Annotated in this window: 20 protein-coding genes, 1 pseudogene and 1 riboswitch; of the genes and pseudogenes, 4 read left to right on the top strand and 17 right to left on the bottom strand. The window is 35.0% G+C overall.

Going from position 1 to position 17,976, the window contains the following annotated elements; all coding sequences use genetic code 11:
* Positions 1-122 precede the first annotated feature (122 nt).
* From HMPREF1208_RS12630 to sufC, 6 genes are all read right to left on the bottom strand, one after another.
* The gene (locus HMPREF1208_RS12630) at positions 123-308 is read right to left on the bottom strand and encodes a CPBP family glutamic-type intramembrane protease (protein WP_081635130.1); all 186 of its coding nucleotides are present in this window, start codon (positions 306-308) and stop codon (positions 123-125) included.
* Positions 309-954: 646 nt separating this feature from the next.
* Positions 955-2,352, bottom strand: coding sequence for a Fe-S cluster assembly protein SufB (gene sufB, locus HMPREF1208_RS01545; protein ID WP_016424582.1), 1,398 nt, complete (start codon positions 2,350-2,352; stop codon positions 955-957).
* 96 nt (positions 2,353-2,448) lie between these two features.
* Complete coding sequence (gene sufU / locus HMPREF1208_RS01540; RefSeq protein ID WP_016424581.1) at positions 2,449-2,898, bottom strand: Fe-S cluster assembly sulfur transfer protein SufU; 450 nt, start codon at positions 2,896-2,898, stop codon at positions 2,449-2,451.
* Positions 2,888-4,129 carry a cysteine desulfurase gene (locus tag HMPREF1208_RS01535; RefSeq protein ID WP_016424580.1) on the bottom strand — a complete coding sequence of 414 codons (1,242 nt, stop codon included), beginning with the start codon at positions 4,127-4,129 and terminating at the stop codon, positions 2,888-2,890. The genes sufU and HMPREF1208_RS01535 overlap by 11 nt, the downstream gene beginning before the upstream one ends.
* Positions 4,130-4,157: 28 nt before the next feature.
* The gene (gene sufD, locus HMPREF1208_RS01530; protein ID WP_016424579.1) at positions 4,158-5,465 is read right to left on the bottom strand and encodes a Fe-S cluster assembly protein SufD; all 1,308 of its coding nucleotides are present in this window, start codon (positions 5,463-5,465) and stop codon (positions 4,158-4,160) included.
* A 21-nt stretch (positions 5,466-5,486) separates the two neighbouring features.
* On the bottom strand, positions 5,487-6,257 hold the full coding sequence (gene sufC / locus HMPREF1208_RS01525) for a Fe-S cluster assembly ATPase SufC (RefSeq protein ID WP_016424578.1): 771 nt from the start codon (positions 6,255-6,257) through the stop codon (positions 5,487-5,489).
* Positions 6,258-6,566: 309 nt separating this feature from the next.
* Between sufC and HMPREF1208_RS01520 the strand changes: the two genes are divergently transcribed.
* Entirely contained in the window at positions 6,567-7,418 is an 852-nt protein-coding gene (locus HMPREF1208_RS01520) for a DUF368 domain-containing protein (RefSeq protein ID WP_016424577.1), read from the top strand.
* A 255-nt stretch (positions 7,419-7,673) separates the two neighbouring features.
* Here HMPREF1208_RS01520 and HMPREF1208_RS01515 read toward each other — a convergent pair whose 3' ends face one another.
* From HMPREF1208_RS01515 to HMPREF1208_RS01480, 8 genes are all read right to left on the bottom strand, one after another.
* Positions 7,674-8,495: a MetQ/NlpA family ABC transporter substrate-binding protein gene (locus HMPREF1208_RS01515; protein ID WP_016424576.1), complete on the bottom strand. Its 822-nt coding sequence runs from the start codon at positions 8,493-8,495 to the stop codon at positions 7,674-7,676.
* Between the two features lie 191 nt (positions 8,496-8,686).
* Positions 8,687-9,508, bottom strand: coding sequence for a MetQ/NlpA family ABC transporter substrate-binding protein (locus HMPREF1208_RS01510; protein ID WP_016424575.1), 822 nt, complete (start codon positions 9,506-9,508; stop codon positions 8,687-8,689).
* 25 nt (positions 9,509-9,533) lie between these two features.
* Positions 9,534-10,229, bottom strand: a complete 696-nt coding sequence (locus HMPREF1208_RS01505) for a methionine ABC transporter permease (protein ID WP_016424574.1) — start codon at positions 10,227-10,229, stop codon at positions 9,534-9,536.
* Positions 10,222-11,250, bottom strand: a complete 1,029-nt coding sequence (locus HMPREF1208_RS01500; RefSeq protein WP_037559069.1) for a methionine ABC transporter ATP-binding protein — start codon at positions 11,248-11,250, stop codon at positions 10,222-10,224. The genes HMPREF1208_RS01505 and HMPREF1208_RS01500 overlap by 8 nt, the downstream gene beginning before the upstream one ends.
* Before the next feature lie 95 nt (positions 11,251-11,345).
* A riboswitch (SAM riboswitch) is annotated at positions 11,346-11,456 on the bottom strand.
* Positions 11,457-11,496: 40 nt separating this feature from the next.
* Positions 11,497-11,811 carry a thioredoxin family protein gene (locus HMPREF1208_RS01495; RefSeq protein WP_016424572.1) on the bottom strand — a complete coding sequence of 105 codons (315 nt, stop codon included), beginning with the start codon at positions 11,809-11,811 and terminating at the stop codon, positions 11,497-11,499.
* Positions 11,777-12,172, bottom strand: coding sequence for a toprim domain-containing protein (locus tag HMPREF1208_RS01490; RefSeq protein ID WP_016424571.1), 396 nt, complete (start codon positions 12,170-12,172; stop codon positions 11,777-11,779). Before HMPREF1208_RS01490 ends, HMPREF1208_RS01495 begins: the two co-directional genes overlap by 35 nt.
* 78 nt (positions 12,173-12,250) lie before the next feature.
* A complete protein-coding gene (gcvH, locus tag HMPREF1208_RS01485) occupies positions 12,251-12,631 on the bottom strand; it encodes a glycine cleavage system protein GcvH (protein WP_016424570.1) in 381 nt (126 codons plus the stop codon).
* 71 nt (positions 12,632-12,702) lie between these two features.
* Positions 12,703-13,059: an arsenate reductase family protein gene (locus HMPREF1208_RS01480; RefSeq protein ID WP_016424569.1), complete on the bottom strand. Its 357-nt coding sequence runs from the start codon at positions 13,057-13,059 to the stop codon at positions 12,703-12,705.
* A 299-nt stretch (positions 13,060-13,358) separates the two neighbouring features.
* Between HMPREF1208_RS01480 and HMPREF1208_RS01475 the strand changes: the two genes are divergently transcribed.
* Entirely contained in the window at positions 13,359-13,679 is a 321-nt protein-coding gene (locus HMPREF1208_RS01475) for a thioredoxin family protein (protein ID WP_016424568.1), read from the top strand.
* A gap of 135 nt (positions 13,680-13,814) precedes the next feature.
* Here the strand turns inward: HMPREF1208_RS01475 and HMPREF1208_RS01470 are convergent, their stop codons facing one another.
* From HMPREF1208_RS01470 to HMPREF1208_RS01460, 3 genes and pseudogenes are all read right to left on the bottom strand, one after another.
* On the bottom strand, positions 13,815-14,363 hold the full coding sequence (locus HMPREF1208_RS01470) for a nitroreductase family protein (RefSeq protein WP_016424567.1): 549 nt from the start codon (positions 14,361-14,363) through the stop codon (positions 13,815-13,817).
* 52 nt (positions 14,364-14,415) lie between these two features.
* Positions 14,416-15,147, bottom strand: a complete 732-nt coding sequence (aroD, locus tag HMPREF1208_RS01465) for a type I 3-dehydroquinate dehydratase (protein WP_016424566.1) — start codon at positions 15,145-15,147, stop codon at positions 14,416-14,418.
* Positions 15,148-15,168: 21 nt separating this feature from the next.
* Positions 15,169-16,172: pseudogene (locus HMPREF1208_RS01460) on the bottom strand (D-2-hydroxyacid dehydrogenase).
* Between the two features lie 140 nt (positions 16,173-16,312).
* Here HMPREF1208_RS01460 and HMPREF1208_RS01455 point away from each other — a divergent pair.
* Positions 16,313-16,732, top strand: a complete 420-nt coding sequence (locus tag HMPREF1208_RS01455) for an organic hydroperoxide resistance protein (protein ID WP_016424563.1) — start codon at positions 16,313-16,315, stop codon at positions 16,730-16,732.
* Positions 16,733-17,107: 375 nt separating this feature from the next.
* Complete coding sequence (locus HMPREF1208_RS01450) at positions 17,108-17,611, top strand: GNAT family N-acetyltransferase (protein ID WP_016424562.1); 504 nt, start codon at positions 17,108-17,110, stop codon at positions 17,609-17,611.
* The last annotated feature ends 365 nt before the right edge of the window (positions 17,612-17,976 follow it).

Below are 17,976 nucleotides of genomic sequence, written 5' to 3'. Positions count from 1 at the left end.
TCAGTAACACTTAAAAAGAACAATTAAAACAATGAGTTTTAAATTCATAGTATGTATTGTAGACTTTGATTATGATACTTGATGAATTGTTCCATACGAGTGGAACAATACTTTGATACTTGTTAAATTGAATTTAAAATATGCGACACTGTATTAATAAGCATGTGCAATGCAATCACAGCGAGAAGGTTTCGATTTGATGTTAAATATACATAAGTAAGTGTAATACCTCCTAAAATAAAAGGTAAGAATGTCCAAATAGATTGAAAATGTAAAAAGTGTGAAACACCAAATAATAAGATAGACACAAGACATTGTTAGGTAGCCCCATTTCTTCCCTAATTCGCCGATAAGTAAATGACGAAAGAGTATTTCTTCGACAATTGGCGTCAGTCCACCTATTGTTAATAAGCTCAATATAAAAATATAATTTTGAGTGTCCAATATTGCAAGTGGGGCTACTTTTTGATAAATCAAAATAAAAGCACTCCAAATGATGTAAACAAAAATGATTTTCTTAATATAAAAATGTAATTCCATCCACCTGTGTTGAAAATGTTTGAAAATTGAATCTCTTTTTAAAAAAATGAAGAGTAGGATAATAATCAGCTGTGCTGTAAACATAATAATATTGAATAACAGTGCTTGCATTTCAGGGGTTAAATGATAATTCATCACCGTAGATAACATATTTGGCAAGTATTGCTCAGCTAATAAGGGAGAAAAGAATTGAAGCAAAAGAAAAAGTGGAAATAATATAAAATCTTGATATCTTATTTTCTGTCGTCTTATTGTAAGATTTGACATAAATACATCCTATTATACAAATTTTTACAAGCATAACATTTAGCCCAATATTATACAATATATAAAATGATAACTATTAAAAAAGGATAGTCTCTAATGCGAGACTATCCTTTAATCATTAAATGCCTATTTTAACGAAGAGTAACTCTATCCAATAGAGCCTTCCATTTCGAATTTGATTAATCGGTTCATTTCAACGGCATATTCCATTGGTAATTCTTTTGTGAATGGCTCGATAAATCCCATAACGATCATTTCTGTCGCTTCTTCTTCAGAAATACCACGTGACATGAGATAGAACAATTGCTCTTCAGAAACTTTAGAAACTTTTGCCTCATGTTCAAGTGAGATATTGTCATTGAAAATTTCGTTGTAAGGAATTGTGTCAGAAGTTGACTCGTTATCAAGGATTAAAGTATCACATTCGATATTAGAACGTGCACCTTTCGCTTTACGTCCAAAGTGAACGATACCGCGATAAACCACTTTACCGCCATCTTTAGAAATTGATTTTGACACAATAGTAGAAGATGTGTTTGGTGCTTTATGAATCATTTTTGCACCTGCATCTTGGACTTGACCTTGACCTGCAAAAGCGATAGAAAGTGTGCTACCTTTAGCACCTTCACCTAATAATACGCAGGCAGGATATTTCATTGTCAACTTAGACCCTAAGTTTCCATCGACCCATTCCATGTTACCATTTTCATGAACGAACGTACGTTTAGTAACTAAGTTATAAACATTGTTAGCCCAGTTTTGGATTGTTGTATAACGTACATGTGCATCTTTGTGGACGATAATTTCTACAACCGCTGAGTGTAGAGAGTTTGTTGTATACACTGGTGCTGTACAGCCTTCAACATAGTTAACAGAGGCACCTTCATCAGCAATAATGAGTGTACGCTCAAATTGTCCCATATTTTCTGAGTTAATACGGAAGTATGCTTGTAAAGGTGTATCTAATTGAATATTTTTAGGTACATAGATGAATGAACCACCTGACCAAACTGCTGAGTTTAAAGCAGCAAACTTATTGTCACCAGCAGGGATAACAGATGCGAAATACTCTTTAAACAAGTCTTCATTCTCTTTAAGTGCAGTATCTGTATCTTTGAAGATAATACCTTTTTCTTCTAATTCTTTCTCCATATTATGGTAAACAACTTCAGATTCATATTGTGCAGAAACACCTGCTAAATATTTTTGTTCTGCTTCTGGGATACCTAATTTATCAAACGTACGTTTAATTTCTTCTGGCACTTCATCCCAAGAACGCTCTGAACGTTCTGAAGGTTTGACATAATACGTAATGTCATCAAAGTCTAATTCTGATAAATCTCCACCCCATTGAGGCATCGGCATTTTATAGAATAACTTTAAAGCTTTCAAACGAAAGTCTAACATCCATTCAGGTTCATCTTTCATTCTTGAAATTTCGCGTACAATATTTTCTGTCAAACCACGCTCTGATCTAAAAATAGATACGTCTTCATCATGGAAGCCATATTTATAATCGCCTACATCAGGTGCTTTTTTAGCCATCAATCATCACTCCTATTTCTTAATTAATACATGAGTACCCTTTGACTACCCAATTCTCTATTTTGAAATACGTTTTCTCGTATACACCATTTAGTGTTAATCTTCACTTTTACCTTCTTTTTCAACTGTACCCTTTTCAAGTGCCTTCCATGCGAGTGTGGCACATTTAATTCGTGCTGGAAATTGAGAAACACCTTGTAACGCTTCGATATCTCCCATATCTTCAGTAATCTCATAATCTTCACCAAGCATCATTTTTGTGAACTCTTGGCTCATTTGCATTGCTTCTTTTAAACTATGCCCTTTAATCGCTTCAGTCATCATTGACGCACTCGACATTGAAATCGAACAACCTTCACCCTCGAATTTCGCATCTTTAATAATGCCATCGACGATATCAAATGTGAGACGAATACGGTCACCACATGTTGGGTTATTCATATCCACTGTCATCGTACCATCCTCGATTACACCTTTATTACGAGGATTTTTATAATGATCCATAATAACTGAACGATATAATTGGTCTAGGTTATTAAAATTCATATGAGAAAAACTCCTTCGTTTGTTTCAATCCTTCGACAAGTTGATCCACATCTTCTTTTGTATTATAGATATAAAAACTTGCCCGCGCTGTTGATGATACATTGAGCCATTTCATTAACGGCTGTGCACAATGATGGCCTGCACGAACTGCGACACCTTCCGTATCTAGAGCAGTTGCCACATCGTGAGGATGAACATCCTTGAGGTTGAAGGTGATAATACCAGCACGATTGTCTTTAGCTGGACCATAAATATCAATACCTTCGATTTGAGACATTTGTTCGTAAGCATATTGCGTCAATGCTTGCTCATGCGCATGAATAGCATCAAATCCAATAAACTCAATGTACTCAATCGCTGCTTGCAAACCAATCGCTTGTGCAATCAGAGGTGTTCCCGCTTCAAATTTTGTAGGTAAATCTGTCCATGTACTTTCATACAAACCAACAAAATCAATCATATCTCCACCGAACTCTGTCGGTTCCATTTCATTTAATAGTTCACGTTTACCATATAAAACGCCGATACCAGTAGGTCCAAGCATTTTGTGGCCACTAAAACTATAAAAATCAACGTTTAAATCTTGTACATCTACTTTCATATGCGGTACAGATTGTGCACCGTCAACTGAGATTATGGCACCATGTGCATGGGCTATTTCAGCAATTGCCTTAATATCATTAATTGTACCTAAGACATTTGAAACATGCGCAATGGCCACAATTTTAGTTTGATCGGTAATCGTTTCTTTAACCGCTTCAATGGATAATGTGCCATCTTCTGACATCGGTATGAATTTGAGGGTCGCCCCTTTACGGTGTGCAAGCTGTTGCCAAGGCACTAAATTCGCATGATGTTCCATTTGGGTTACAACGATTTCATCGCCTTGTTCCACATTTGCATCACCATAACTATGTGCAATCATGTTTATAGATGCTGTTGTTCCACGTGTGAAAATAATTTCTTCAAAGTGTTTCGCATGTATAAAACGACGTACCGTTTCGCGTGCACCTTCATAACCATCTGTTGCAAGTGAGCCTAATGTATGCACACCACGATGAACATTAGAATTGTATCGCTCGTAATAGTCACGTAATGTATCAATCACTTGCTTAGGCTTTTGACTTGTTGCTGTTGAATCCAAATATGCAAGACGTTTGCCATTGACTTTTTGGTCTAAAATGGGAAAGTCTTTGATAATTGCTTCTACATCTAATTTTGTATCGGCCACTACAATCACAGACCTTTCTAGAATTGTATTATTTGCCTATTTTTAATTCGATAACTTCTCGTAATTGACGTTGTACATCTTCAATTGGTAATTCACGTACTACTGGGTCTAAGAATCCGTGAATGACAAGACGTTCTGCTTCGCGTTGTGAAATACCACGACTCATTAAATAGTAAAGTTGCTCAGGATCAACACGTCCTACAGACGCCGCGTGTCCTGCTTCTACATCGTCTTCATCAATAAGAAGAATAGGGTTCGCATCCCCACGTGCATGCTCAGATAACATTAACACACGTGATTCTTGGTTAGCAGCAGAACCTGAGCCTCCATGTTTAATATGTCCAATGCCATTGAAAATGGATGAGGCACTTTCTTTCATTACACCATGTTTTAAGATGTAGCCATCTGTTTCTTTACCATATTGTACAATTCTTGATGTTAAGTTAATTGTTTGATCGCCACGTCCGACTACAACTGACTTCAATTCAGAAGTTGAACGGTCACCAATTAAATTTGTTGTATTGTCGATGATTTGATTGCCTTCATTCATTAAACCTAAAGACCACTTAATTGTTGCATCTGCTTCTGTCACACCACGACGGATAATATGTCCAGTGAAACCTTTATCTAAGAAGTCTACAGATCCATATGAAATGTTAGAATTGGCACCCGCGATAACTTCAGAAACAATATTTAATTGATTTCCTTCTCCACTTGTCGTTGATAGATAATTCTCAACGTAAGTCACTTCAGCACTCTCTTCAGTCACTAAAAGAACGTGATTAAAGAAGCTCGCATTTTCATCGTCATGAAGTACAACGTATTGAATTGGATGTTCAACAACGACATTTTTAGGAACGTATACAAAAATTCCGCCATTCATTAAAGCAGTGTGTAAAGCAGTTAAGCGGTGTTCATCTACCGTAACGGCATCTTTCATAAAATACTTTTGAACTAAATCACTATGATTGATTAACGCTTCGCTTATATGCTCAATAATCACACCATCTTGAAGTGCTTTATCATTAACTTTTGTATATGCAGATGTATTGTTATGTTGAATCACAAGGTTTTCTGTATTTTCAACGTTAATAATACGGTCAATTTCACTTGGTAATTCCTTTAAATCATGGAACACAGCACCTTGTGTTTCATGCTGTTTGAATGAATCGAAATCCCATTTATTTAATTTCGTTTTATCAGGTTTTGGCATTTCCAAAGATTCAGCTTGTTTAAACGCTTCTTTTCTTAACTCTGTCATCCAAGAAGGTTCGTTTTGAGATTGGGAATAATCAACAAGTTGTGCTTCAGAAATATTTAATGTTTCAGTAGTCATAATTATTTCCTCCTATGATGATTATTGATTTGAAATAGCTGTTTCGTATTCTTCTTTAACCCACTCGTAACCTTCTTCTTCAAGACGTTTCGCTAATTCAGAGCCACCAGATTTTACAACGATACCATTATACATAACGTGAACGTGATCCGGTGTAATGTAATTTAATAAACGTTGGTAGTGTGTAATAATTAACGCACCAAATTCATCGCCACGCATTTCGTTAATCCCTTTTGATACGACTTTCAAAGCGTCAATATCAAGACCTGAGTCAATCTCATCGAGAATAGCAAATTTAGGTTGTAACATCATTAATTGTAAAATCTCGTTACGTTTTTTCTCACCGCCTGAGAAGCCTTCGTTTAAGTAGCGTTGTGCCATATCTTTGTCCATGTCTAAGAAATCCATTTGTTTATCAAGTTGCTTAATAAATTGCATTAAGTTAATTTCGTTACCTTCTTCGCGTTGTGCATTCATAGCCGAACGCATGAAGTCTGCATTTGAAACACCTGTGATTTCTGATGGGTATTGCATTGCTAAGAATAGACCCGCTTTAGCGCGTTCATCTACGTCTAATTCTAAAATATTGACCCCATCTAATAATACTTCACCTTTCGTCACTTCATATGACGGATGCCCCATAATTGCTGATGATAAAGTAGATTTCCCAGTACCATTTGGCCCCATGATCGCGTGAATTTCCCCAGTATTGATCGTTAAATTGACACCTTTTAATATCTCTTTATCTTCAATAGACACATGTAAGTCTTTAATTTCTAATGTTGATGGCATTAATATTCCCTCCAAAATAATGTTAGATTCCATAGTTTAGTTTATAATAATTTTAATGTAACGTCAAAAAGTTTTCTTTGGTCTCTAATTGCTTATTATAACGGAAATGATGGGAATTATAAACCGTTTCGGGTTATATTACAAGACATCTTGAGAAAGCAAACCAGAATCTTTTTTAGAAAAGTTATTGATAATCACATCCCTCCTGTTCTCATTCGTCATTTTTGACATATATTATAGATGACATAGGATTGAAATCAGTTATAATGTGGTATGATGTAACGATAAACTAAGGAAAGGAATAGAATCATGTCGAAATTTAAGATTTCAAATATCCCTAGAGGTTTTGCGATGGGCATTAGTGATCTGATTCCCGGCGTCAGTGGCGGAACAATCGCATTACTCCTAGGCATTTACGATGATTTTATCGCTTCTGTAAGTGGTGTTTTTTCAAAGCATTTCAAAAAAAGTATCTTGTTTTTATTACCTATTATTATCGGAATGGCTTTGGCAATCGGCATTTTAAGTAGCGTTATCAATTATCTGTTAGCAACACACTTAATACCAACGATGTTTTTCTTTTTTGGATTAATTTTAGGGATTATTCCATTTTTATTACGTATTTCACACTACAAACAAACCTACAAAATCCAACATTGGATCATTATGGGAGTGGCTATTATAGCACTTGCATTGATGGCATATTTTAAAGGGGAGACTTCACATGCTGCACCTAGCCATATTGATTTGTCCCTGCCAATGCTCATTAAATATTTTATTGCTGGCGTATGTGCATCAAGTGCAATGTTATTACCAGGGATTTCTGGGTCATTTATATTATTATTATTCGGTGTATACAGTACTGTAACTTATTCCATTTCTGAAATTGTACGTTTCAATTTCGAAGCTTTACCTGTTATTTTAATGGTAGGTATGGGGATAGTTGTAGGGTTTCTAATCGCAAGTAAAGTGATTACGTATTTGTTAAAGCATTACACTTATCTCACTTATGCAGCCATACTCGGTTTAGTGATTGGTTCACTATTTTCAGTTTTTCCTGGTTTGCCTAATCAGGGCCTTACATGGTTAGCATCGATAATCACACTTATCTTAGGATTTATAATTAGTTTTATTTTAGGTCGCTTCACTAATGAGTCCTAAATCATATACAAAGGCGGGACAGAAATCGATTTGACTTCATTGCCCCGCCTTTTCATTGATTATTATAAAATTATTATTTATTTAAATAGGAAGAAACTCGGTACATTTTTGATTGATTCCACTTAGAAGCAACTTCATTTCCTCCCCATCAATAACAATCTTTAAACCTCTTATTAAAGAAGGAAAAGCCCGTTACTGAATCCATATTATCAATTACGAGATGAAATTCTCAGACTGTTCCCTTAATTATCAATGTTATTTTGCAGGAATCACTGCACCATCGTATTCTTTTTTAATGTAGTCTCTCACTTCAGCAGATTGTAAGGCTTTTAGAAACTCTTGATATTTCTTATCATTTTTATGGCCTTCTTTGACAGCTAAAATATTCGCAAATGGTGACGATTCATCCTCGACCGCAATAGAATCTTTAAGTGGTTTCAAACCATTGTCAATCGCATAGTTTGAATTCATAATAACCGCATCGCCTTCATTATTATTATACGTTTTAGGTAAAAACTCTGCCCCTTGTTGGTTATCAAATTTCAAATGCTTTTTATTTTCAACAATATCATCTAATTTTGCATCTTCAATTTTAACGCCGTCTTTGATTTTAATTAACCCAGCTTTTACGAAGAATGATAAGAAACGTCCTTCTTCTGCTGGATTATTAGAAATATAGATTTTCGCACCATCAGGTAAATCTTTTAAGCTTTTATGTTTTTTACTGTAGACGCCCATAGGTGTTGTTAAAACTTTGCCAACTTCTTCAATTTTGTAACCGTGTGATTTTTTCTCTTCTTTTAAGTAAGGAACGTGTTGAAATAAGTTAGCATCGACATCGCCTTTATCTAATAACTTGTTTGGGATTTTGTAGTCATTGACTTCGCGAATTTGAACATCATAACCTTTCTTTTTCATAATTTCGCCAGCTTTTTTAGCAATTTCACCGTGGGGTGTTGGTGTTGCTGCGACAACTATTTTTTTGTCATCTGCTTTGCTCGTTTTATCTTGTCCACAGCCCGTTAATACAAGTGCGAATACTGCAATAGATGTAAGTAATAACGTTAATTTTTTCATATGTATGCTCCTTTCAAATAACAACAGCTTGATTCTAAGTGCGAATAGGTATAAAAAATGCGTAGTACATTCACTTTCATACACTTATAGTCGATGATCGTTTGTACTACGCATTAAATTTAATTCAAATCATGGATACATATCTCGCTGACAAGTGTTCAAACATTTGAAACACGCTGTCACTAAGCTTTTTATTTCGCTGGTTCAACTGCACCATCGTATTTCTTTTTAATAAAGTCTTTAATATCTTTGGATTGTAATACTTCCATTAAAGCTTTAATTTTCTTGTCATCTTTATGACCTTCTTTAACAGCAATTAAGTTTGCATATGGGTTATTATTCCCTTTTTCAACTGCAATAGAATCTTTTTGTGGATTTAATTTTTGCTCGATTGCAAAGTTTGAATTGATGATTACCGCATCACCTTCACCATTTTGATATGTTTTTGGCAAGAATTCTGCAGATTGTTTACTGTTGAATTTAATGTCTTTCTTATTTTCAGTAATATCATCAAATGTTGCGTCTTGGATTTTTACACCCTTTTTAATCTTAATTAAACCTTCATCAACAAAGAATTTTAAGAAACGACCTTGTTCAGCTGGGTTGTTAGAAACGAAAATTTCTGCACCTTTTGGTAAATCTTTTAAGCTTTTATATTTTTTTGAATAAACCGCCATAGGTTCTAAATGAACATTACCAGCAGATTCAATTTTATAACCTTTGTCTTTTTTCTCAGTGTCTAAATAAGGTGTATGTTGGAAAAAGTTTGCATCTAATTCGCCAGCATCTAACAATTTGTTTGGTGTCGTGTAATCGTTAATTGTTTTAATTTCCAAATCATAACCTTTATCTTTTAATAATGGTTTTGCTTCTTCTAAGATCTCAGCGTGTGGTGCAGGTGAAGCACCAACAACAATCTTTTTGTCTTCTTTTTTACTATCAGAACCATTTCCACATGCGGCTAAAGCAACTGCAACAACAAGAACAACAATAATCGATAAAAATCTTTTCATTAATACAGTCTCCTCTTCACTATTATTAGCGTTTATCTATTTTATTTGTTATCCAATCCCCTAAGAATTGAATAATAAATACCAAAATTAATATTAAAATGGTTGAAACTAAAATAACGTCGTTTTGATTTCGCGTAAATCCTGTTAAGTATGCCAAGTTACCTAAACCACCTGCACCGATAACACCTGCTACTGCTGTTGATCCTACTAAAGCAATCGCTGTTACAGTAATACCTGAAATTAAGGCTGGTAGTGATTCTGGTATCAATACTTTTAATACGACTGTCCAAGTTGTCGCTCCCATTGATTTCGCCGCTTCAATAACGCCTTTATCAATCTCTTTAAGTGCAATTTCTACGAGTCGGCCGTAGAAAGGGGATGCCCCAATGATTAAAGCAGGTAAAGCACCTGTTGGACCACTGATTGTGCCTAAAAGTAAACTTGTAAATGGAATTAATAATAAAATCAAAATGATAAATGGTATCGCTCTAAATAAATTCACAATGAAAGAAACAATACTATAAAATACACGACCTGCTTTAGATTTACTTTTAGATGTTAAAAACAGAATCACACCTAAAATGAGCCCAAATATAAATGAGAATGCTGTTGAGATGATTGTCATGTATAGCGTTTCATATGTCGCTACCCAAACATCAGGCCAACGTACATTCGGCATTGTTATCATCTCTTGAAGTATTTCGCTAAAACTCTTACCCATGACTGACCACCTCTACATCGATATTTTGTGACTCTAAGTCCGCTTGTACTTCATCAAAATTTATTTTTGAGACATCTTGAATGTGCACGAGTAAATAGCCTATAGTGCCCGTTTTTGAATGTTTAATATTCCCCTCTAAAATATTGGCTGAAAGATGATATTCTTGCGAAAGATGGGACAATATCGGACGTGTTGTATTATCGCCAGAAAAAGTCAATTTAATTAAAATATCATCCTTTGCTAGAGGAAATGTCGCTACAAGCTCATCGCTCTCATCACTCGGTTTCAAGTCTTCTTGAACAAAGCGACGTGTCACTGCGTGCTGTGGATTTTCAAAAATATCAGAAACTTTACCTTGCTCAATGACACGACCATTTTCCATTACAGATACTTCATCACAAATTCGACGAATGACGTGCATCTCATGCGTAATAATAATAATCGTTAAGTTCTTTTCCTTTTTAAGTTGTAAAAGTAAATCTAATATTTCATCTGTCGTTTGAGGGTCAAGTGCACTTGTTGCTTCGTCACACAGTAAGACTTCTGGATCATTGGCCAGTGCGCGGGCAATGCCGACACGCTGTTTTTGACCACCTGATAATTCAGAAGGATACGCATGCTCTCTCCCTTTCAAACCGACACGTTCAACGAGCTCTAATGCTGTCTGCTTTGCTTCACTTTTTGCAACACCTGCAATTTCTAGTGGAAAAATAATATTATCCAATACCGTTCTTGACCACAATAAATTAAAGTGTTGGAAAATCATGCTGACTTTTTGTCGTTTTTTACGTAAATCTGCTTTACTTAGCTGACCTATGTTATCCCCGACGATAACCACATCGCCCGATGTAGGTGTTTCTAGATAATTAAATAATCGTATTAAAGTACTTTTACCAGCACCAGAAAATCCGATAATACCATAGATTGAACCCTTCTCTATCTTTAGGTCAACATGATCTACAGCTGTCACAGATTTTGATTTACTCTCGTACTTTTTAACGATATTTTTAAGCTCAATCATACTGTTCCTCCTTGTGTTTCCCCTCTTATCTGCAAAATAAAAAATGCTTTCTCTTTTTAAAAATGAAAGAGAAAGCACTAACACGAATCGCTTTTCTCTCATCTTCAAAAGTAAAATTTTTACTTTATGTGAATTGGCACCATTTCTATATACTAGACGGTTGCCGGGCTTCATAGGGCACATCCCTCCACCACTCCGGATAAGAGTTTTCTGACTATTTAATTGATATTAATCTTATCATTGTAATCAACATGCGTCAATCACTTTTTTTAATTTTTCTAATAAGTACGGTACAGATTGAAAAGCATACAATCTTTCTACTTCTTGATCATAATGCATGATCATTAACACAGGCACAGACTGTATTTCATTTGCTTGACTCCAATCTGGGTGAAAATTTAAATCTATTTTCACAATTGGTAATTGTGTCATCTCATTGGCAATATCTAACATTCTTTCAGACATTTTACATGTCCCACACATCGGTGTATAACCGAATATGAGATGAACGTTTTGATCACTATTTCTATATATATTGTTCAATTGCTCTGAAACACTCATGATATGAATACTTCCCTTTAACATAAAAATCTTTTTTTACTTTAAATCCAAAATGTTGTAATACATTAGAGAGGTAATCGCGTGGACAACGTGCCACTTCACTATAATTCGTATCGATGAAAATATCGATGCGCTCACTCAAATAAGTTGTAAACCATTTGCGGATTTTTCGACCTTCCGCATCTGAATCTACTAAAATGTAGACCTGTTTATCATACAAATATTCAATCATATTGTCTAATTTTTCAATTCCCATCGTTCCATGTGTACATATAATTTCGACAGGTTCTAACAACACCTCTTGAACACGTTTTTTATCAGATTTACCTTCTACAACAATAACCTTATTGATCATCGCCATGGTCTTCACCTTCTAAAAAATATTTGAGTACAAAAAACTCCTTGATAATCAGATTACCGAGGAGTCTTTATGCGGGCATTATTCACCAATCATTTGTTCATAATCAGCTGCACTTAGTAATGCATCTAATTGGCTTTCATCGCTTAATTCAACTTTTACCATCCAAGCTTTTTCGTAAGGTGATTCGTTAACCGCTTCAGGTTCGTCTTCTAAACCTTCATTCACTTCGATGACTTTTCCTGATACAGGAGAATATAATTCAGAAACAGTTTTAACTGATTCCACACTACCGAAAGTTTCACCTTCAGTAAGTTCATCTTCCACTTCTGGAAGCTCAACAAAGACGATATCACCTAATTCGCTTTGCGCAAAATCTGTAATTCCAATTGTTGCTGTTTGACCTTCAACTTTTACCCATTCGTGTTCTTTAGAATATTTTAATTCGCTTGGCACTGCCACGTTAATCCCCTCCTATAATGTTTACAATTACAATTTTATCATGACATATTGGAACGGTTCTATCAACTATTTTATGATAGCCAAGTATTGCGATAGACCTCTTCATTAAAGCCGACTGTCACTTTATCACCTAAGATCGCTAATGGTCGCTTTACTAACATGCCATCAGAAGCAAGTAAACTTAATTTTTCATCTTCATTCATATTTTCTAATTTGTCTTTAAGGTTTAACGCTCTGTATTTTGCGCCATGTGTATTAAAGAACTTTTTAATATCCAAGCCTGATTTTTCTATAATTTGACGAAATTCTTTTTCTGTCGGTGTATGCTGTACAATATCGATAGGTTCATAGCTTACACCATGATCAGATAAAAATTTCGCTGCTTTTTTACATGTTGTACAATTTGGATAATGATAAAATTTGATCATGCCTTTGACCTCCTTATTCCAATTAATTTTAATATATCAAATTATTAATTAAAATGCTTGTTTTTTTCAAAAAATTCATTGCTACATTGTTTGATACTAAATTTATATAGACGAGTGGAACATTGTGTAGTTTCACTAGACACCCACTGCTTCACTTGTTTTATACCCAATATCAATACGGTTAAATATTAGGAGATGCACGACTTATGCCGTTGTTTATCAATGAATCACATAGATGACTTCACCTATGAAATCCGTTATAATGTCGTTACGTAATAGATATAAAGGAGATGTTTTAGATGCAACGCATTACTAACATGGAATCATTCAATCAAATCATCCAAAGCGAGCAACCTGTTATTATTAAATTTGAAGCTGGCTGGTGTCCAGACTGTAAAGCGATGGATATGTGGATTGATCCAATTATTGAAAAATACAATCAATATGAATGGTATTCTGTTGATCGTGATGAACTTGATCAAGCAGTGGAAGAATACGAAGTTATGGGTATTCCAAGTATTTTAATCTTTAAAGATGGCCAAAAATTACACCACTTACACTCTGCTAATGCAAAATCACCTGAACAAGTTGAAAGCTACTTAGCTGAAAGCTTAGGCTAATCATTTGAGGGGCTAGGACGAGATGATGTCCTAGCCCCTCTATTTATCTATACACACAAGTGCGTTATCCCTTATCTACTTTGAGATGCGTTTAATAGAACACTTTCAGTAATCCAATTCAAACAACGTTTTGGACTAAATATACTCTGTTAATATCCCTCTATTTTTGCGTTCTACTTTCGGAAAATCTGCCTCATCCTCTAAGTCTGTTAAATAAATAAAACCAACAAGTTTTTCATCTGGCGCCACGCCAAAGATAGTTCTGATTTTGGGTTTAAAAATATAATCCGGTGTTTTCCAACATGTTCCGATGCCTTTTTCATACAATAACAACAATAGATTTTGTGCGAAGGCACCGATAGCTAGATAGTTCTCATTTTCTTCTCTCTGTCTCGCATCACATGTCATAATAAGCGCTAAAAATCCTCCCAAATTTGTAACGGCCTCATAATGACTTTCTTGTTTCTCTTTATCTTTTGGGAATGCATATTTTGATATTTCTCGGCTCATTTCGCCTAATTTATTTTTAGGCACGTAGACAACGCGCCACGGTTCGCGCAAACCATGATTTGGTGCGTCAGCCGCTTCTAATATTACTTCTTTCAATGCAGACTCATCAATATACATATCCCTTTTGAACTTCTTAATACTTCTTCTTGAACTAATTGCTTCACGAAGCTCCATCTCTATCTACCCCTTAAAATGATAATCATTATCAATTATAAACGAGAGTCTTTTAACTTTCAAATAAACTGTACAATGGAAGTACTTCTGCCAATTGTTTAACATGAAGTTGACCGGGAGCCACCCCTTTTTCCAATGCACCATATGAAAGTGCCCCACCAAAAGTATTTTGAGCAGTTCGTGAAATCAAACCTAATTGTGACATTGATATCCCTGTCACCCACTGTTGCAAGGCGTCACTCGTTTCAGAAAGCGCTTGTAGTAGCACTAACACATCTTGTGTCGTTCTCGGCATGACTGCAATTTTTAAATGATTGGCTCCTAGTTGAGACATATGATAGTAGGTTTTTTTCAACACTTCTATCGGTGGTGTTTCTTCAAAGTTATGGTATGAAGCAATCGAAACCATTCCCGCTTGGTGAATTTGTGATACAATCTCCCCTCGCTCTTGTTGATCAGGCACCCATTCAATATCAATTAAATCAATCTGTTTTAATTGTGTTAATCCGCGCAACAACTTAAAGTAGTCTTTCCTTTCGTAATGCCCTTCTCCACCTTGACTTTGTGTACGATAAGTCACTAAGATTTCGAATGGCTTAGTTGGATAGTTTTCTAAAATTTGATCGATAAGTTGTTCGACAACAATGGTGTGACATTCTGTTAAGGCGTCAATTCGCAATTCAAGAATGTCAAAATAAGCCGCATTTTGTTGAATCAATGCGCGTTGTTCATTTGATAACTGCTTTTGACGTGGCATAAAACTTGCTACAATTTGTGTTTTCAATGGCGATTCACCTTTTCTCATTTATGGATTGACAATATTTACAGCTTGACCTGTCGTAATAAATGATAAAACATCTTCTAGTGGGATATCCACTAAATTTTTAACGGCTTCATCCGTATAGAATGCAACATGTGGAGAAACCAACACATTTTCGTGTTCTAACAACGTTTGTAACACTGGATCATCTAATTTTTTATTTCCCCAATCATGTCTAAAATATGCCCCTTCATTTTCATAGGTGTCGATTGCCGCACTTGCAACAATCCCTTCATCTAAACTTTTAAGGAGGGCTTGTGTATCCAAAACGCTACCACGGCAGCATTAATGATAATAAGGCCTGGTTTCGCTTGACGTAGTATCGCCTCATTAATCAAATAATGGTTTTCTTTTGAGCCAGGAATATGTAATGTTAATACATCTACTTTTGAAACGAGTTCTTCCAAGCTATCCACATATGTCACAACATCTCTCAAATCATCATCAGGAAGTAAGTCATAAGCTAAAACTTCTGAACCAAAACCACTAAAAATTTTAGCAGCGCGGCGTCCGATACGACCGGTACCTAAGACCCCAATTTTTAGCGATTCTATGGTACGTCCCTGTAGATTTAAGTTCCAAGTAAATTCTTGTGTCGCAATATTTTTATCAATTTGTGGTGTGTGACGTACTAATTCCAATGTACGTGTAACCGCAAATTCAGCAATGGATTGAGGAGAATAACTTGGCACATTGGAAATTTTAACGCCGTATTGGTTGGCAACTTCTAAATCAAATTGATCATAACCTGCTGAACGCTGTGCGATATGATGAATCCCTTTATCTACTAATCGCTCATAGTAAGCACTATCAAATGATGTCGTTTGCGAAATTGTCACCCCATCGACATCATCTAATGTTTCAAGTTGTTGCTCATTTAAAGGAGACGCTGTTAATTCTACTTCAACTGTCCCTTTATGCGCTTCAATCCATTGTTGAAGCGCTGGTAACTCATCTTCTATAACATCAAATACTTTAATTTTTGTCATATTAATCCCTCCTGAAGTTGTCAGTCATTTCTGAATATACTCACTATAGCGTATCACTGCTTGTTTGAAAAGATGTGATGATTAAAAACTAAGTAAATGGGTAAAGATTGACAGATACGTATTTAAGGGAGGAATCATTGATGTCAACAATTTATGAAACAACTGCAACTAATACAGGTGGTCGTAAAGGTCACGTACAAACAGACGATAAAAAATTGGAATTTGACCTAGCGCCTCCTGATAACGCTAAAGAAAATGAAACAAACCCTGAACAACTTTTCGCAACAGGTTATGCTTCATGTTTCAATGGTGCTTTTGATTTAATCTTAAAACGAAACGGTTTTCGTAAAGCAGAGCCCGTTGTCGATTTAACGGTTAAACTTCAAGAAGACCCTGACAGTGAAAGCCCTAAATTAGCCGTTGATATACGCGCAAAAGTTAAAAACATCTCACAAGAAGATGCTGAAAAATCACTAGAAGAAGCACATGCCTTTTGCCCTTATTCAAAAGCTACAAAAGGCAACATCGATGTAACACTTGATGTAGAAGTTGTTGAATAGATAAATCTATAAAAAAAGCGGTGAAACAACGGATTTGATTTTCGTGTTTCATCGCTTTTTTATATTTCTAATTCATATGTCTGATACTTTTAATCGCATGACTCCATTTTAATCATAGCCGTGAACCTTATTTGCGCTTCCTTCTATCGCTAATCTCTCTTTGATTTTAAATCCGTTTCCTCTCAGTTGAGTCATCTCATCATAAGCCAAAAATTTAATTCTATTACATTTTAACGAGACAAAGCAATAAAATCACGTCCATTTATATATTAAATATATAAAATCTATAAAACCTAAAATAACATTGAAATTTTAAATGTTATTTATTATGATTGTAATTGAAGATATTTTTAAACAAGAAGCGGGAGGTTGCCTATGATTAAAATATTAACCGATAATGATGCCAGTCAATTTAAAAAACTCATGACTGAAGCTTACCAGAATGATCCACTCACTTTTTTACACGAATTCAATACTCCCCCTGAAATTACAGACGAAGAAATCCACAATCTTCTCAATCCTGAAAATCAAAATACAAATCTCGTTTTCGGTGCTTTTCAAGATGAAACGCTCGTTGGATTTTTACAACTTTACCATAGCCAGCACATCACTAAAAAACACAAAGCCTTTATCCAAAGTTTATATGTCACACCTCAATATCGCTATGAATCGCTAGCCCATCAATTAATCGATGCCTTTATTCAATATGCCAAAAATCATGGCATAGAAAATATTATGGTATCTGTTGCATCAAATAATATTACAGCTAAAGTATTCTTTGACAAAATTGGTTTCGAATTTTTAGGCCTAGAAGAAAAAGCTAGAAAAATCGATGATCATTATATCGAGGAACATTGGCTGATTTACTACACATGTTAGTCCGTAAGCATATTTGACTCCCCTTACAATCACAATATATACTTTTTTCCTCAGTACACATCATGACCACATTTTCAAAGCCAAACTTGAATCATTCATATCAAAAGCATTACACGAAATCATTATTGATAGTGCGCATTAAAAATAGAAAAAGCATGAATGAGACAGAAATTCTTGGTTGTATATTTTTAACGGTTGGTGAAATATTCACTGACCGTTATTTTAATTTTTGATATTAAAAAAGCACAAATATCTCTATAATTGTAAGTGACCAAACCAACGATTAAGGAGATATTGTGCCTATGTGTAATGATATATCAGAAATGCTTGGAATTAAAGTCAAAAATTTAAAAATCACTCAAAAT

Source organism: Staphylococcus sp. HGB0015, from assembly GCF_000411275.1.
GTDB lineage: Bacteria > Bacillota > Bacilli > Staphylococcales > Staphylococcaceae > Staphylococcus > Staphylococcus schleiferi.
Note: the sequence above shows the minus strand (reverse complement) of the source record. Positions and strands in the feature narration are given on the sequence as shown.

Excerpts from the sequence above, each read along its gene's own strand:
- HMPREF1208_RS01450 (WP_016424562.1), top strand. The coding sequence starts at position 17,108 with ATGATTAAAATATTAACCGATAATGATGCCAGTCAATTTAAAAAACTC.
- HMPREF1208_RS01480 (WP_016424569.1), bottom strand. The coding sequence starts at position 13,059 with ATGATCAAATTTTATCATTATCCAAATTGTACAACATGTAAAAAAGCA.
- sufU (WP_016424581.1), bottom strand. The coding sequence starts at position 2,898 with ATGAATTTTAATAACCTAGACCAATTATATCGTTCAGTTATTATGGAT.
- HMPREF1208_RS01490 (WP_016424571.1), bottom strand. The coding sequence starts at position 12,172 with ATGGCGATGATCAATAAGGTTATTGTTGTAGAAGGTAAATCTGATAAA.
- sufD (WP_016424579.1), bottom strand. The coding sequence starts at position 5,465 with ATGACTACTGAAACATTAAATATTTCTGAAGCACAACTTGTTGATTAT.
- HMPREF1208_RS01520 (WP_016424577.1), top strand. The coding sequence starts at position 6,567 with ATGTCGAAATTTAAGATTTCAAATATCCCTAGAGGTTTTGCGATGGGC.
- HMPREF1208_RS01510 (WP_016424575.1), bottom strand. The coding sequence starts at position 9,508 with ATGAAAAGATTTTTATCGATTATTGTTGTTCTTGTTGTTGCAGTTGCT.
- HMPREF1208_RS01475 (WP_016424568.1), top strand. The coding sequence starts at position 13,359 with ATGCAACGCATTACTAACATGGAATCATTCAATCAAATCATCCAAAGC.
- HMPREF1208_RS01470 (WP_016424567.1), bottom strand. The coding sequence starts at position 14,363 with ATGGAGCTTCGTGAAGCAATTAGTTCAAGAAGAAGTATTAAGAAGTTC.
- sufC (WP_016424578.1), bottom strand. The coding sequence starts at position 6,257 with ATGCCATCAACATTAGAAATTAAAGACTTACATGTGTCTATTGAAGAT.
- HMPREF1208_RS01505 (WP_016424574.1), bottom strand. The coding sequence starts at position 10,229 with ATGGGTAAGAGTTTTAGCGAAATACTTCAAGAGATGATAACAATGCCG.
- sufB (WP_016424582.1), bottom strand. The coding sequence starts at position 2,352 with ATGGCTAAAAAAGCACCTGATGTAGGCGATTATAAATATGGCTTCCAT.
- HMPREF1208_RS01495 (WP_016424572.1), bottom strand. The coding sequence starts at position 11,811 with ATGAGTGTTTCAGAGCAATTGAACAATATATATAGAAATAGTGATCAA.
- HMPREF1208_RS01500 (WP_037559069.1), bottom strand. The coding sequence starts at position 11,250 with ATGATTGAGCTTAAAAATATCGTTAAAAAGTACGAGAGTAAATCAAAA.
- HMPREF1208_RS01515 (WP_016424576.1), bottom strand. The coding sequence starts at position 8,495 with ATGAAAAAATTAACGTTATTACTTACATCTATTGCAGTATTCGCACTT.
- HMPREF1208_RS01455 (WP_016424563.1), top strand. The coding sequence starts at position 16,313 with ATGTCAACAATTTATGAAACAACTGCAACTAATACAGGTGGTCGTAAA.